Annotated in this window: 12 protein-coding genes, 2 pseudogenes and 1 riboswitch; of the genes and pseudogenes, 9 read left to right on the top strand and 5 right to left on the bottom strand. The window is 48.5% G+C overall.

From position 1 onward, the window contains the following. Nucleotides 1-295 precede the first annotated feature (295 nt). The 3 genes from ASL14_RS14215 to metE all read left to right on the top strand — a co-directional run bounded on the left by ASL14_RS14215 (nt 296) and on the right by metE (nt 5,712). Complete coding sequence (locus tag ASL14_RS14215; protein ID WP_134912065.1) at nt 296-2,245, top strand: anaerobic ribonucleoside triphosphate reductase; 1,950 nt, start codon at nt 296-298, stop codon at nt 2,243-2,245. Continuing rightward, nucleotides 2,242-2,739: an anaerobic ribonucleoside-triphosphate reductase activating protein gene (gene nrdG, locus ASL14_RS14210; protein WP_134912064.1), complete on the top strand. Its 498-nt coding sequence runs from the start codon at nt 2,242-2,244 to the stop codon at nt 2,737-2,739. The genes ASL14_RS14215 and nrdG overlap by 4 nt, the downstream gene beginning before the upstream one ends. A 291-nt stretch (nt 2,740-3,030) precedes the next feature. After that, nucleotides 3,031-3,226: riboswitch (cobalamin riboswitch) on the top strand. Between the two features lie 158 nt (nt 3,227-3,384). After that, the gene (gene metE / locus ASL14_RS14205) at nt 3,385-5,712 is read left to right on the top strand and encodes a 5-methyltetrahydropteroyltriglutamate--homocysteine S-methyltransferase (RefSeq protein ID WP_134914549.1); all 2,328 of its coding nucleotides are present in this window, start codon (nt 3,385-3,387) and stop codon (nt 5,710-5,712) included. A gap of 56 nt (nt 5,713-5,768) precedes the next feature. On the opposite strand, the gene ASL14_RS14200 is transcribed toward metE, so the two are convergent. Continuing rightward, the gene (locus ASL14_RS14200; RefSeq protein WP_134912063.1) at nt 5,769-6,302 is read right to left on the bottom strand and encodes a DUF6985 domain-containing protein; all 534 of its coding nucleotides are present in this window, start codon (nt 6,300-6,302) and stop codon (nt 5,769-5,771) included. Between the two features lie 390 nt (nt 6,303-6,692). On the opposite strand from ASL14_RS14200, the gene ASL14_RS14195 reads away from it, so the two are divergent. The 5 genes and pseudogenes from ASL14_RS14195 (at nt 6,693) to ASL14_RS14175 (ending at nt 9,932) form a co-directional block, all read left to right on the top strand. Then, nucleotides 6,693-7,022: a PadR family transcriptional regulator gene (locus tag ASL14_RS14195; protein WP_014278596.1), complete on the top strand. Its 330-nt coding sequence runs from the start codon at nt 6,693-6,695 to the stop codon at nt 7,020-7,022. After that, nucleotides 7,015-7,572: a DUF1700 domain-containing protein gene (locus ASL14_RS14190; protein ID WP_134912062.1), complete on the top strand. Its 558-nt coding sequence runs from the start codon at nt 7,015-7,017 to the stop codon at nt 7,570-7,572. The genes ASL14_RS14195 and ASL14_RS14190 overlap by 8 nt, the downstream gene beginning before the upstream one ends. Nucleotides 7,573-7,629: 57 nt before the next feature. Next, on the top strand, nt 7,630-8,424 hold the full coding sequence (locus ASL14_RS14185) for a DUF4097 family beta strand repeat-containing protein (protein WP_134912061.1): 795 nt from the start codon (nt 7,630-7,632) through the stop codon (nt 8,422-8,424). A 159-nt stretch (nt 8,425-8,583) separates the two neighbouring features. Beyond that, the gene (locus ASL14_RS14180; RefSeq protein WP_134912060.1) at nt 8,584-9,303 is read left to right on the top strand and encodes a 3-ketoacyl-ACP reductase; all 720 of its coding nucleotides are present in this window, start codon (nt 8,584-8,586) and stop codon (nt 9,301-9,303) included. Between the two features lie 192 nt (nt 9,304-9,495). Beyond that, a pseudogene (locus tag ASL14_RS14175) lies at nt 9,496-9,932 on the top strand (AbrB/MazE/SpoVT family DNA-binding domain-containing protein). Between the two features lie 68 nt (nt 9,933-10,000). Here the strand turns inward: ASL14_RS14175 and ASL14_RS14170 are convergent. The 4 genes and pseudogenes from ASL14_RS14170 to ASL14_RS14155 all read right to left on the bottom strand — a co-directional run bounded on the left by ASL14_RS14170 (nt 10,001) and on the right by ASL14_RS14155 (nt 13,851). Continuing rightward, nucleotides 10,001-10,459, bottom strand: coding sequence for a hypothetical protein (locus tag ASL14_RS14170; protein WP_134912059.1), 459 nt, complete (start codon nt 10,457-10,459; stop codon nt 10,001-10,003). A 174-nt stretch (nt 10,460-10,633) separates the two neighbouring features. After that, nucleotides 10,634-11,757 (bottom strand): annotated as a pseudogene (locus ASL14_RS14165) (nitric oxide synthase oxygenase). A 150-nt stretch (nt 11,758-11,907) separates the two neighbouring features. Continuing rightward, nucleotides 11,908-12,387 carry a Dps family protein gene (locus ASL14_RS14160; RefSeq protein WP_134912058.1) on the bottom strand — a complete coding sequence of 160 codons (480 nt, stop codon included), beginning with the start codon at nt 12,385-12,387 and terminating at the stop codon, nt 11,908-11,910. Nucleotides 12,388-12,621: 234 nt separating this feature from the next. Next, nucleotides 12,622-13,851 (bottom strand): M20 metallopeptidase family protein, encoded by a 1,230-nt coding sequence (locus ASL14_RS14155; protein WP_134912057.1) that lies wholly within the window; start codon nt 13,849-13,851, stop codon nt 12,622-12,624. 170 nt (nt 13,852-14,021) lie between these two features. Here ASL14_RS14155 and ASL14_RS27395 point away from each other — a divergent pair, with 170 nt between their 5' ends. After that, nucleotides 14,022-14,330, top strand: a complete 309-nt coding sequence (locus ASL14_RS27395; protein ID WP_134912056.1) for a hypothetical protein — start codon at nt 14,022-14,024, stop codon at nt 14,328-14,330. The last annotated feature ends 74 nt before the right edge of the window (nt 14,331-14,404 follow it).

Genomic DNA, 14,404 nt, shown 5'->3' with positions numbered 1-14,404 from the left:
ATTATTCAGTAATTTATTACAAAACATACTCAGATCCAATGGATTGCCATCCTATTGTTTTCTGTCAAATATTCGATCGTCAGGTGTAGAATAAGGAGCGTATTTGTTGATGTGTTCCTAACTTTCACCTGACTTTTTTGTGCGTTCTCCTCCCTATCAGCGTGACAATAATCACATACGCTCCATCCATCCATATATACAATATATAGACTTAAACAATTGGTTAGTACACGATATCGTCAATATATTGTTTTTGGGAGAATAATATATATTTTACTATATGGAGGGTTTTGCGATGAAGGTGTTGGAGGAACATCAATTATATGACATCGGCGAACGGGTCATTGGGGCACAGGATTTGGACATGCTACGGGAGAATGCAAATTTGAATGGAGAATCGTTCAGCGGCAAAATGAGCAAGCTCGGTTCCGAGTATGCCAAGTGGTATGCACGCCTGCGTGTGCTTCCGCCTGAACTGACGGACGCGATTGACCGTGGATATGTATATGTTCACGATTTGGACCAATATGCGCTCGGGACTACGAACTGTATCTTTATTCCTTTTGGTCGCTTGTTGCAAGACGGTTTTAATACAGGCAACGGCTCTGTGCGCACACCGCAAACCATTATGTCTGCTATGGCACTGGTGGCAATCATATTCCAGTCTCAGCAAAACAGCCAATTTGGAGGCGTTTCTGCTAATAAAATAGATTGGGATCTCGCTCCATTCGTGGCCCGGTCTTTCCGGAAGCATCTGCGTAAGGGACTCCGCCTGTTCGGAGAAGAAATAGAGCCCGCTCTGCCTGATGAAGAATTACATATAGCCAACAGCCTATTACATGAGGTCTGCCCTCGTTCATACGCATTCGCACGTGAAGAAACGGAGACGGAGACCCGCCAGGCCGCTGAATCCCTTATTCATAACCTGAATACCATGAGCAGTCGGGCAGGCGGACAAATTCCGTTCACCTCACTGAATTACGGGATGTGTACTTCTGCTGAAGGGCGGCTTGTTACGCAATCATTGCTGGAGGCCACTATTCGTGGCTTGGGCAGCGGGGAAACTCCTATTTTTCCACAGCATATTTTCCAATGCAAAAAGGGAATCAACCAGGCAGAGGGCGACGTCAATTACGATTTGTTCTTGCGGGCGGTAGAATGCTCCAGCAGACGAATGTATCCCAATTTTGTCAATGTGGATGCTACCTTCAACCTGCCCTATTACCGCGCAGATGATCCGGATACCATTATTGCGACGATGGGCTGCCGCACCCGCACCATTGCTGACCGTTTCGGCAGAAACTGTCAGAGCGGCAAGGGTAATCTCTCATTCAATACGATTAATCTGGTGCGTCTTGGCATTGAATACGGCATTTGCACAGGCAAGCGCAAGGCACCTGACCGGGATGGCTTTGATACCAGACTGGAAGAGGTTTTGCGTATTGCCGTGGACGGACTGATCCATCGCTATCATATACAGACCAGCCAGCCGGCCAAGGCCTCAGACTTTATGATGCGCGAAGGGGTATGGGAAGGCGGAGAAAAGCTGGAGCCGGATGAACAGGTAGGTAGCGTACTCAAGCACGGTACGCTTTCCATCGGATTTATCGGGTTAGCTGAGTGCATGAAGGCACTGTACGGCAAACACCACGGGGAGGATGACGCTGTATACCGCGAGGCGCAGCGAATCATAGCTTCCATGCGTGTCTACTGCGATCGGATGAGTGAATTGCATAACCTGAACATTACGCTGTTCGCTACGCCTGCCGAGGGTCTATCCGGTAAATTCACGTTGCTGGATCAGCGGGATTTCGGTGTCATTCCCGGTGTGAATGATCGTGAATATTACACGAATTCTTTTCACATTCCTGTGTATTACACGCTTCCGGCTGCCCGTAAAATCAGCCTCGAAGCCCCATTTCATAACCTGTGCAACGCTGGCGCGATTTCGTACATTGAGCTGGATGGCAATGCGCGGAATAACCCGGAGGCGTTTCTTAAAATTGTACAATATGCGCTTCATCAAAACATTGGGTACTTCTCCATTAATCATCCCGTAGATCGCTGCCCGGAATGCGGCTACGAGGGCATTATCGGGACAAGCTGTCCCCATTGCGGTGCTGATGAGGAACATACGCATTTTCAGCGCTTGCGCCGGGTAACCGGATATCTGACAGGTGATTATACCGTCCGGTTCAACGCCGCAAAACAAGCCGAGGTACGTGACCGGGTGAAGCATCGGTGAATTTATGCGGCTACATTCCGGAATCTCTGAACGAAGGACACGGCCTGCGCACCGTTGTGTTCATTAGCGGTTGCCGCCATGCCTGCCCCGGCTGCTTCAATCCGGCATCCTGGAGCTTCCGTACAGGCGAACCGTTCACACCGGGGCGGCAGCAGGAGGTTATCCGTGACATCGCCGATAATCCATTGCTGGACGGGTTAACTCTTTGCGGAGGAGACCCCTTTTTCTCGGCAGCGGAATGCTCGCAGTTTGTGCGCGACTTCCGCGCAGCCTGCCCTGACCGAACCGTGTGGGCCTATACGGGCTTTGTCTACGAAGAACTACTTACGGATCAGGCCCGGCGGGAGTTGGCACTGCTGTGCGATGTGGTTGTGGATGGTCCCTTTGTAGAACAGCAAAAGGATCTGACCCTTCCCTTCCGAGGCAGCCGCAATCAGCGACTGGTTGATGTGAAGGCCAGCATTCTGGCAGGATCTATCGTTACATTAGCCTGAGGCGATGTTATACTCGCATGAGTTGTTATGCCTTAAGACGAGTCCTTTCCCTATGGGAGGACTTGTCTTTTTTTTGCGTGTAATTGACAAGGGCGATGCTTCAAGGTGCTTCAGATCGGGAACACGGGATAGCGTACTGATGAGCAGAACGCTTTTAATAAACTTGAATGTGCTTCCATGAACTTAATCGTTTCATTGCAGGTTCAAACGGAGTTTCTATTGCGCATCCCGCAAGTTTCACTTATGATGGTGAACAAGTATACGAGTGCATAATTATTCGTCATACCATAATCGCATAGCTTGGAGATAGGTGTCTGTTCTATTCAGTTCAGGCTTAAAAGGGAAGCCGGTGCAAGTCCGGCGCGGTCCCGCCACTGTAAACGGGGAATTTTCAGCTGTTGATACACCCACTGGTCCACAGACCGGGAAGGAGCGCTGAAAGTCATGATTCGTAAGTCAGGAGACCTGCCTATTTCAACAACATCGCAAGTACCTACGGGAGATAGGGAGGTGTTAAGAGCCGTCGCCGAATTTTTATTTTTAAATAACGGAGGCATTCTTTCCCCTATTCATTTTTACCCCGGGGAGGAATGTCTTTTTTTGTACGCAAAAATAAACTGGCTACCAGCCTGGAAGGAAAAGTACATGTCATTTACCGAATTGCCTGAATTGCCTGAATTGCCCGGCTTGATCAGCAGTAACCTGGGATATCCGCGTATCGGCGGGAACCGGGAATGGAAGAAAGCACTGGAACGCTTCTGGAAAGGCAGCATGGATGAAAGTGAACTGCATATCGAGATGAAACGATTGCGGTTGGAGCATCTGAGCAAGCAGCGTGACAAGGGAATTGATCGAATTCCAGTCGGAGACTTTTCCTATTACGATCACATGCTGGATACATCCGTGATGTTCGGTCTGGTGCCGGAACGGTTCAACTACCGTCTCGAGGGACCTGTTACCCTATCCGTCTATTTCGGGATAGCCCGTGGACAAAAGGGTGCCACCGCCAGTGAAATGACCAAATGGCTGAATACCAATTACCATTACATCGTACCGGAATTGGCGAATGCAACCCCGGTGTTCACGGAGAATAAGCCGTTGCAGGCTTATCGTGAAGCGAAACAGGAGTTGGGCATTGAGGGTAAACCCGTCATGATCGGTCCTTATTCGTTCGTTGCCCTGTCCAAAGGCTATGATCGTAAGGATTTGGCCGCCATTGTACGAAGCTTCCTGCCACTGTACGCCCGCGTCCTGTCTGAGCTGGCTGCGGAAGGCGTTCAGTGGGTGCAGGTGGATGAGCCTGTCCTGACCACCTCATTCCCGGCAGAGGATTTGGACATTATTCAGGAGGCTTATGAAGCTTTGGCCGAGGCTGCTCCATCCTTAAATATCGTGCTGCAAACCTACTTTGGCAGTCTGGATCATTATGAGCACCTGTCCACGCTCCCGGTACAGGGATTAGGTATGGATTTTGTACATGATGATGGCGAAAACCTTCAACATGTGCTCCGGCATGGCTTCCCCGCAGGCAAAACGCTGGCCGCTGGTGTTATTGACGGGCGCAATATATGGCGCTCCGATCTGAACGACGTAGCTGTGCTGCTTGGACAGCTGGCGAAACAGACAACCGCCGCCCAGCTCATCGTACAGCCATCATGCAGTCTGCTGCATGTGCCGGTCAGTCTGGAAGCAGAGCATAAGCTGGACCCAGACCTGGTGCAAGCGCTGGCCTTTGCCGATGAAAAGCTGGAAGAAATCGCAGCTTTGACCGCTGCGCTTGGCAAACGCGAACCCTCGGCACTTGCCAAACTTGAGCAGAGTGCGGACGCGGTAGCTCGCTTCAACAGCTCGGCGGCACGAGTACAGACCGCGGCCGATATGGCGGCTCTACTGGCGAAAGAGCCGCAGTCACGCAGCGTTCCCTTCGCTGGGCGTCGTGTGATTCAGCAGGACAAGCTGAAGCTGCCTCCACTGCCTACGACGACGATTGGCAGTTTCCCGCAAACGGCTGAGGTTCGCAAAGCCCGCCTGCACTATCGCAGAGGGGAATGGTCTGCCGAGCAGTACCGGACATTCATTCAGCAGCAAATCAAAGAATGGATTGATATTCAGGAGGACATTGGCATTGATGTGCTCGTACACGGGGAATTTGAGCGAACCGACATGGTTGAGTTTTTTGGCGAAAAGCTGAAAGGCTTTGCCTTTACACAAAACGGGTGGGTGCAGTCCTACGGCTCCCGTTGTGTCAAGCCACCGATTATATACGGAGACGTGTCGTTCGATCAACCGATGACCGTGGAAGAAACGGCCTTCGCCCAATCGTTGACCTCCAAGCCAGTCAAAGGGATGCTGACAGGTCCGGTAACGATTTTAAACTGGTCCTTCGAACGGAATGATATTCCTCGCAGTCAGGTCGCTTTACAGTTAGCACTGGCTCTGCGAGCTGAGGTAGAAGCACTGGAACAAGCGGGGATTGGTATGATTCAGGTGGATGAACCGGCGATCCGTGAAGGGCTTCCGCTGAAAAAGGAACAGCAGCAGGCCTATCTGGAGTGGGCGGTTCAAGCCTTCCTTGTGACCACTGCCACTGTCGAACCCGCCACCCAAATCCATACGCATATGTGCTATTCCGAATTTCAGGATATGATCCAATCCATCTCCGATATGGATGCCGACGTTATTTCTATTGAAACCTCGCGAAGCCACGGAGAACTGATTGTCAGCTTTGAGGATCAGGTGTATGACAAAGGCATTGGTCTGGGCGTATACGATATCCACAGTCCGCGCATTCCCGATGTATCGGAAATGCTGAGTATGATCCAGCGCGCCCTGCGCGTACTGCCTTCCGATTTATTTTGGGTCAATCCAGACTGCGGCCTGAAAACCCGCACCAAGGATGAATCTGTAGCTGCATTGCGGCAAATGGTGCTGGCCGCTCAAGCTGCCAGAGATTCGTTGACTGTATCCAGCTAATTTCTATACCTGTCCCCTTCCTGGCCCCTTTTATCCCTGCAAGCCGGAAGGGGATTCTATTCCAAATCATATAATGTATAAGCTCCTTGAATATGCTCGGGTTGTCCCTGCTTCAGATGCACACCCAAGCCATGCTCTCTATCCCATGAACAGCTAAAATTCAAGTACAGCTCATCCTCTTCTGATGAGTCAGGAACCAGTATAGACACGAGCTGTAGCCGTTCCAGTAATTGTGCCGAATCCTTCACGCAGGGCGCATATTCATCCGGATTTTCTCCCCACGAGATATAAGCGTTCCGGTACTTTTCTACTATACCTGCATAGTAATGATGTATCGCTTCCAGCACATGAGGGTGAATGTCGGACCCATGTGCCATATATTGCTCCCATGTCTTTTTTTGATCCTGCTTAGGCTCTCTTATGGCCTGCGCTTCTTCCTCAGAATCGGCGGACACCATAAACTCTATCTCCACCTCCGACTTCTGTCCGCAAAAATGGAGCTGCATCGCGCCCCGAAGCACGATTTCCTCCGATACATCCCAAGTCTCATCATCCTGATCCAGCTCCATATACCAGCGTTCCCAATTCATCCTTTGCCCCATCCTTTTCATAAGAAATGATCTTCAACTCTATGGATCCTTTTATTTTACAATTTAACATCCTAATGGATGAAATTAAAGCGGGCCCCTTTCCGTAAATCCCCCCAGGATTCGGCGTATTTCTAAATAAAACTACTTTTTTCAACAGCATTCGCTATCTCATTGACTCTAAAAGCAAAAGAAAACTCCTGAAATGAGCCCGTAGATTTATTTTTTAAAATTTTAGTACCTTGCATTAATCAGTACATGATGTTAAATTATACCTGACTACTGATTTATGATTAGTACCTGAACTAATTTATGCTCAAGCACACATTTCTCCCCCATACTCCAAACGGCACCTATGAAGCAACGATAACATCCAGGAAAGGAGCACCGCTCGTGAATGTAAACATCCAGTTCAAAAAAGGGGTGCTGGAACTGTGCGTTCTTGTTTTAATTGGGCGCAGGGACCGTTACGGCTACGAACTGGCTCAGGCCGTCTCACGTCATATCGAAGTAGCCGAAGGAGCTTTATATCCGCTGCTTCGCCGTCTGGTATCAGAGGGATACTGTACAACTTATTTACAGGAATCGACCGAGGGACCCCCGCGTAAATATTATCGACTGACTGATGCAGGCAGCAATTACACGAGAATACTTACACGGGAATGGAATGAATTTGTCCATCATGTCGCAAGCCTACTGGAGGAAGGAAATCCCGATGAATAAAAAACAGTTTCTTACAGAGGTGGAGCAACGTCTCTCGCCTCTCCCCGCAGAGGAACGTAATGAGCTGCTTGGTGATTTAAGTCAGCATTTTGACTATGGGTTGGTGAATGGAAAAAGTGAGGCCGAAATTGCCAGTGAACTGGGCAACCCCGAGGATATCGCTCGCGAAGCGCTGGATGATCCCAACGCAACCTGGAATACTTCCCCTTCTCCGCTTCGCCAGGGAAGCTTCGCACGCAATCTATTTACTTTCTTAGGGCTGCTGTTTCTCAATTTGCTAATCTCCATTCCTGTCTTAGCCTCTTTATGGGCGGTATGGGTTTCGTTGGCCGCAGCAGCGGTCAGCTTCATAGCGGCCCCGCTTCTCGCTGTCACAGATTATGCGCTGAACGGCAACTTTTATCCCGCTAAATTCTTTTTTGTTATCACGTTGACCGGGATTGGCCTATTACTGCTGCCTGGAGTACGCTACCTTCTGAACCTTCTGGTCAGAGGTACGGTTCAATACTGGAAATGGAATCAGACTACCTTGAGGGGAGCTAACGAGTAACATGAATAAAAATGGTTTATTGCAGCGGGTCTATGTATCATCATCGGTGTGGCCGGGATGGTGGCCTACGGTGCTTCATGGAATCAACAAGCGATGGGGGAAATAACAGCTATTGATAAAAAATGGACGTTCACACGTGGACAGCTACAGGATCTTAAAGTGAATAGCTCCAATGATGTCTCTATTGTGTTTACTCCCGGTTCCGGCGAGCAGGGCACGATACGCATGAGCGGAGAAGTTCAGACGCAAGTAGCCGACCAGATTCACAATGCCCGCATTGAGAACGGTAAGCTTTCCATTCAATCTGAGCCACCCCTTTCCCTGGCATTCTTCTCTATCTCTCCTGAGTTGAAACAAACGATCACAGTAGAAATGCCCGCTGGTGAAACCCTGAAAGGGCTACAGGCAGATGTACATTCGGGGAACGTAAAACTGCAGGATGCCTCCATTCAAAACACAAGCATCACAGCCACTTCAGGCAATGCCGAGATTTCAAACCTCCAAGGTATCCGCTTGGTCGCCAAGTTAACATCCGGCAATTTTACGGCTAGTCAGATTACAGCAGATATGGAATTGCGCCTCACTTCAGGGGATGCCAAAATTCGCGATTATAGCGGCAATGGTCAAGTTTCCCTGACCTCCGGTAGTACGAATATCACACAACGTACCACAGCTAACTTGAAAGTCGATTCAGACTTCGGTGATGTAAGGATTAAGCAGGCTCCTGATTTTAAAGGTATTTATAATGTCCGCTCCGACTCAGGAAGTATAGATACTCCCGAATCCGTTCCCGGCAGTGTGAACGTTATAAAGGTCAAAACGACTTCAGGCGATATTCATATTTCCAAATAGGCCATCATGACCATTGTCAGAAGCCTTCCACTCCAGGTCGCAACAAAGCGAAATAAGCGACCTGGAGTGGAAGTTTGGTTCAGGGAAATGAAAACAGTATAATATATACCATGTGCCCAAATGCACAACTATGATATGTAGCTATAAGGAGGAGACTGGATGGAACTTAAAAATAAAACAGCCATTATTACAGGCGCTACCAAAGGCATTGGTAAAGCCATTGCCGAGGCCTTGGCCAAGGAAGGCGTCAACCTGGGACTAATCTCACGCACACTACCTGACCTGCAAAAGCTGCAGGATTCACTGGGGAGTACATACGGCGTGAAGGTGGTTAGCGCTGTCGCGGATATATCTGATCGCGCACAGGCCACTGCGGCTGTAGCCTCGCTGGAGCATGAGCTGGGCGCTGTTGATATTTTGATCAACAATGCAGGAATTGCTACGTTCGGCACAGTCGCAGACATGGACCCGGAAGAGTGGGAACGCATAATCCGCGTGAATTTGCTGGGAACCTATTATGTCACACATGCGGTTCTTCCAAGCATGCTTGCTCAGCAGAGCGGCAACATTATTAATGTGTCCTCCACAGCAGGGGAACGGGGCTTTGCAACAGGCTCGGCGTATTGCGCATCCAAGTTTGCTTTGATGGGCTTCACGGAGGCGCTGATGCAGGAAGTTCGCAAATCCAACATTCGCGTCACTGCGCTAACTCCAAGCACGGTCAATACCGAACTGGCGGCAAATGCGGGTTTGCCGATTGGCGACGAGGATCGCATGCTTCAGCCACAAGATATGGCCGATCTGACATTGGCAGCATTGAAGCTGCCTTCGCGGGTTCAATTAAAAGTAGCCGGTATTTGGACAACCAACCCACAATAATTTGACTCGACATCTTAGATTCATTGGGCTGTACCACGCTCCGGCAGACGTCATTATTCGTCATGCTGGAGCTTCTTTTTTTGTTCATAGCTAATACAATTCAAACTACAATATACGCGCTTTGTACTTTACAACATACATAACCTACGATTTTTGCACCGATAAGCGCATTTATGGAAGGGGAAATGAATAATGAAAAATACAGGAATGACACGACCATTAGACCATCTGGGCCGCATCGTGCTACCCAAGGAGCTGCGCAATTCTATGAATATCAATATTGGAGACGCCCTTGATTTTTTATTACACCCGAGGGCCTGATGATCCGTAAATACACAGGGGTATCTTGTTATTTTTGCGGTGCCGTAGATAACCTGAGCTACTTCAGAGATCATCTGATATGCAGTGATTGTATTGAGAAGCTAAAGAGCGATAATCCTTCCAGTCATTTAAGCGAAACACGTCCTGCTCAGCCCAAGAAAAGACGGAATTACAGAAATCAAACTGAACTCCTGTATAAACTAAAAAAGCTCATGGAAGAGCATCCTAATGTTTCACAAAAAGAATTGGCCGAGATGCTCGAACTGTCTCAGGGACGCGTGTCACAGCTTAAAAAACTGCTGCTTTGAATCGTTCCAATTATAAGCGTTTAATCTAGCCACAAAAAAAGAGCCTGTCGGCTCTCGGACCATCATCCTTATGCAATGTCAGACTGCTCCATAACCGGGACCCGATAGGCCACCAAAGACTCTTCAATAACAGCGGTAATAAATGTTTCCTCAATCTCCGGCACCAATTTGAGCGCATAGTTCCATGCGTTTTCTTCAATTTGCAGCGCAAGCTGTTGTCGAGCCCCTAACCCGCTCTCCTGCTCCAATGCATCGGAAAGGTCAAGCAGCTCAGAATCAGCGGAGTGCCCAATCTCATGCGCAAGCACAACCATAAAATACTCCTCGACTCGTTCAACGCTACCGAACATCTGTATACATTGTGTTTCAATCGTGTCTGTATACATCGTAATGGCGTGAGCATTCATGGCATATTTGCCCCCAATCAGCCGCCCTCCGGGAAACCGTTTCTCCAGCTTGACCGTCACACCTATATCAGCCCGTTGCAAAAGCTCAGCGACGATGCACTCTGCCTGATTTCTTTCCAACTCCGCTTCGCTCCTCAAACTTATGATATGAAAAAGCTGAATGTACTCTAATCATATAGAATAATGAATGTATTCATGTATTACACAGTAAGATATTATACACCATTAGCTACCCTATTTATCGTTGCATGGGATAATCTGGAACCTGATTCCGATGCTTAAAGCTTTCCATGATTAAGAATGAAAAGGGCAGCCTTGGGGCTTCTTCGGCATATACGGCTTCTCTTGTACTCCAAAATTCGGCTTTACAAGCCGATTATCGTAGGAACTGTGAAAAATATGCGTGGTCGCCGGAGATAACGGCGGGATCAGCCATGTCCAATCGCCTGTGAGCGCACGCCCCGCCTGGGCTTCCCGTTCCTCAAACAGCTGGAATTGTGTAGCTGCCGTATGGTGATCGACAATGCTGACTCCCGCTTTTTAAAAGAATAGAGCACCGCACTGTTCAGCTCCACCAGCGCCCGATCACGCCATAATGTCGTTTCGCTGGTAGTATCCAGCCCCATCAGCTCAGCTACCTGCGGTAGCATATTATAACGGAAGGTATCGGCAAAATTACGCGCTCCAATCTCTGTCCCCATATACCAGCCATTAAAAGGAGCTGCCGTGTAGATAATACCGCCAATTTCCAGCGTCATGTCCGAAATCATAGGCACGGCGTACCAACGCAAACCCAGCGAAGCCAAACCTGGTAGCTCCGGGTGTTCAATAGGTACCTCATATACCAGATGTTTGGGAATATCAAACAGCTCAGGAGGCTGTCCACCTGCTTCCACAACCAGCGGCAATACATCAAAGGGAGTCATCGCTCCTTGCCAGCCCATGCGGCGGCACGCATTTGTGAATTCAACCGAGATCGGGTCCCCGATCACCCCTTCAGCGGCCTCATAGCCAGCATATCGAATCAATTGATGATTCCAAATGCGAATATCCGGTTGGCCCGGCTTGGACGAGCGAAACACGGTAAGCGTCGGCTTGATTTTACCGTCATTTGTGCCTATCCGTATATGTTCCCACAGCTCATGGACGACTTCTGCCATACTGGAAGCCTCGCGGGCATCCCTTACCAGAAGCTTGTCCCAAAACAAACGACCGATACAACGATTGCTGTTACGCCAAGCCATCTGCGCCCCATGTTCCAGCTCATCATAGGTATGATCATACGTTCCCGTAGTTTCAATGTCATGACGAATATCAAGAAGCCGGGCCTCCGCTTCATCGCGGCTTCGGCCCAGCTCCTCATAACATGTATATATAAACTGTTCTGCTTCACGCAAAAGCTGTTGCTTTACTTCCATACGTACACCCCATCCCGGCAGTTCTCCATACTTATGAGCCCGTTGTCTTTCACGCCTATCCGTCATTATACTCCAGTGGCGGTCTGGAACCAACGGGATGAGTGTCTTGTTCACCTGATCTTCATATCCGTGGGAATCCCTCCCGGAATCTTATCCCAAATATGCACTAAGCATCCAGATATGTTTATCCACTGTTTCTCTCAGACCATTAAGAAGATCCTCTGTCGCTTTGTCATGTGCCGCATCCGCTGCTTCCATGCCGTTAGCCAGCTCAGTCGTGATGGTTTTGAAATCCGCAACCACGGATTTTACCATATCTTCGGCTGCCTGCTCACCTGCGGATTCCTGAATAGCTGACAGTTGTAGGTGCTCCTTCAAGGTAGCAGCCGGACGGCCACCAATAGCCAGCAAACGTTCAGCAATAGTGTCCAGATTAGCTGTCGCTTCATTATAAAGCTCCTCAAATTTAGCATGCAGTGTGAAGAAATGAGGTCCTTTTACGTACCAGTGGAAATAATGCAGCTTCGTGTACAACACCGACCAGGTAGCTACCTGACGGTTCAAAGCCTTATGCAATTCTTGAATAGCCTCTTGTGTAGGTTGAACGTTCGTGTGATTTAATGTACTCATGTGTAATTCCCCTCTCATGATCATCAATAGTATAGTTGGAGTGAAGCCTGAATGCCCGTTGACATTAGTGTTTGATTAACCTGTAAATCCCATACGTGATCCCAATAAATACTCAGTAGTTAATTTAGACTTAATCTAAATCCTGTTTTAATTATAACACTAACTCAGTTATTTTCAAGAGCTTATCAGGTCTTAATCATGAAGATTACGTGAAGTGTCAGAGCCTTTGAAAATTCAGTTATCCTTCACTTCGTTCAATGCCTGCAACGCAAACTCTATATGCATTCGTGTACCCAAAATCAAGGCTCGTTCGTCGATATCGAATTGGGGATGGTGCAGCGGATATGCTTGCTGTGTATCTGGCGTGCTTATCCCTATAAAACCAAATACGCCGGGAATATGCTGTGTGTACAGCGCAAAATCTTCCCCGGCCAAAAAGGGAGTATCCAGCAGCTTCGTACTTTCCGCTCCAAAGACTTTCTCTGCCGCGCGCACCGCTGCTTGTACGACCACAGGGTCATTATGAAGAACCGTTCCGGTTCGTTGCGTAATATGTGCGGAGCCGCCATGTAAAGATGCAATGCTGTTCGCGCGATCCGCAATCGCTTGGGTGATCCGTTCAACCGTCTCAGTGCGAAAAGCCCGGAAGGTTCCAGTAACTTCGCTGTGCCCTGCGATGACATTTTTGGCGCTGCCTGCTTGCAGTGTACCGAAAGATAGGACAGCCGCTTCCTGCGGGTCGATGGCGGTGGACATAAATATTTTAATATCCGTGATAAATTGAGCGACCATAATTATAGCATCTGAGGAAAGATGGGGCGTGCTGTGATGTCCCGAAAGTCCGGCAAACCGGATTGTAAAATGAGAAGAAGCGGCCATAGCCGTGTGCGGATGAAATCCAATCGTCCCTACAGGGAAATCAGGCCATACGTGCATGGCAAATACTGTCTTTACATCCTCCAGGACACCATCCTCGATCATATCCCTTCCTCCACTAATCAGCCTGCCATCCAGGGGAGACACCAACGCCCCCTCCTCTGCTGGCTGAAAAACAAACTTAATCGTACCTCGAACCTGATCTCGATTATGACTAAGCACCTGAGCGGCTCCCAACAGCATCGCCGTATGTGCATCATGCCCGCACGCGTGCATGACTCCGGGGATCATGGAGATATAATCGGCGGTGTTTTGCTCTGTTACAGGCAAAGCATCTATATCCGCACGCAGTAGCACCGTATCCCCGGCCTGTGTCCCGCGCAATATACCGACAACTCCCTTACCAAAATGCTTCCCGACTCCTGTCTGCACCTCCAGCCCCCAGCTTTGGAGAAGCTCCGCTATGTACGCAGCCGTCCGTTCCACCTCAAACAAAACTTCCGGGTAACGATGCAATTCCCGTCGAAATGTAATTAAATCCGTTTCCAACGCGTCCGGCACTACAAGATCATCAAAAGCACGAGTCATTATTGAACACTCTCCTTTGCTTTGTTAACTACAGGCTGCATAAAATTAAAACCAAAAAATCTTATCGGAATATTTATAGTATATATCAGCCTAAATGTAGTCTTTATCCCTGCAAGCCGTCAACGCGTTATACATAGGTTACATCAATACGAGTATAGAAGATGTTAATTTTGTCTGCTAAAGCACCAGTTCAGAATATATCTCCTTTATATACTCATGAACCCTACCACACGGGGAAAATTGGATGTGATCACCCAACTACACGATTTTCTCGTTCCTGGTTATTGACGTTAAAAAATCTGGCTTGCCAAAGTGCTGCTCAATATGTGCTTGATCACTGGATGACATGGTATAATAGAATAAATGATATAAATGGAAGATCTTCTTTATTCTCGCAAAGATCTTTTTCTTTACGTTTTGAACTTAAAACTGAACATAGAAAGAAGCGGAGTAGGCAGAAAAATGCTGGACAAGTGTAGTAACCGCGCCTTATCCCCTGATTTTTACATAGGTTGGGTGTTTCCATTGGCTTTTGCTCCAAGATTTCTTACAT

The sequence above is a fragment of the Paenibacillus sp. IHB B 3084 genome (assembly GCF_001447315.1).
Taxonomy (GTDB): Bacteria; Bacillota; Bacilli; order Paenibacillales; family Paenibacillaceae; genus Paenibacillus.
Note: the sequence above shows the minus strand (reverse complement) of the source record. Positions and strands in the feature narration are given on the sequence as shown.

Bases quoted from the DNA above. Each gene is read 5' to 3' on its own strand.
- ASL14_RS14160 (WP_134912058.1), bottom strand. From the start codon at position 12,387: ATGAGTACATTAAATCACACGAACGTTCAACCTACACAAGAGGCTATT.
- ASL14_RS14180 (WP_134912060.1), top strand. From the start codon at position 8,584: ATGGAACTTAAAAATAAAACAGCCATTATTACAGGCGCTACCAAAGGC.
- ASL14_RS14190 (WP_134912062.1), top strand. From the start codon at position 7,015: ATGAATAAAAAACAGTTTCTTACAGAGGTGGAGCAACGTCTCTCGCCT.
- ASL14_RS14200 (WP_134912063.1), bottom strand. From the start codon at position 6,302: ATGAATTGGGAACGCTGGTATATGGAGCTGGATCAGGATGATGAGACT.
- metE (WP_134914549.1), top strand. From the start codon at position 3,385: ATGTCATTTACCGAATTGCCTGAATTGCCTGAATTGCCCGGCTTGATC.
- ASL14_RS14185 (WP_134912061.1), top strand. From the start codon at position 7,630: ATGGTGGCCTACGGTGCTTCATGGAATCAACAAGCGATGGGGGAAATA.
- ASL14_RS14215 (WP_134912065.1), top strand. From the start codon at position 296: ATGAAGGTGTTGGAGGAACATCAATTATATGACATCGGCGAACGGGTC.
- ASL14_RS14155 (WP_134912057.1), bottom strand. From the start codon at position 13,851: ATGACTCGTGCTTTTGATGATCTTGTAGTGCCGGACGCGTTGGAAACG.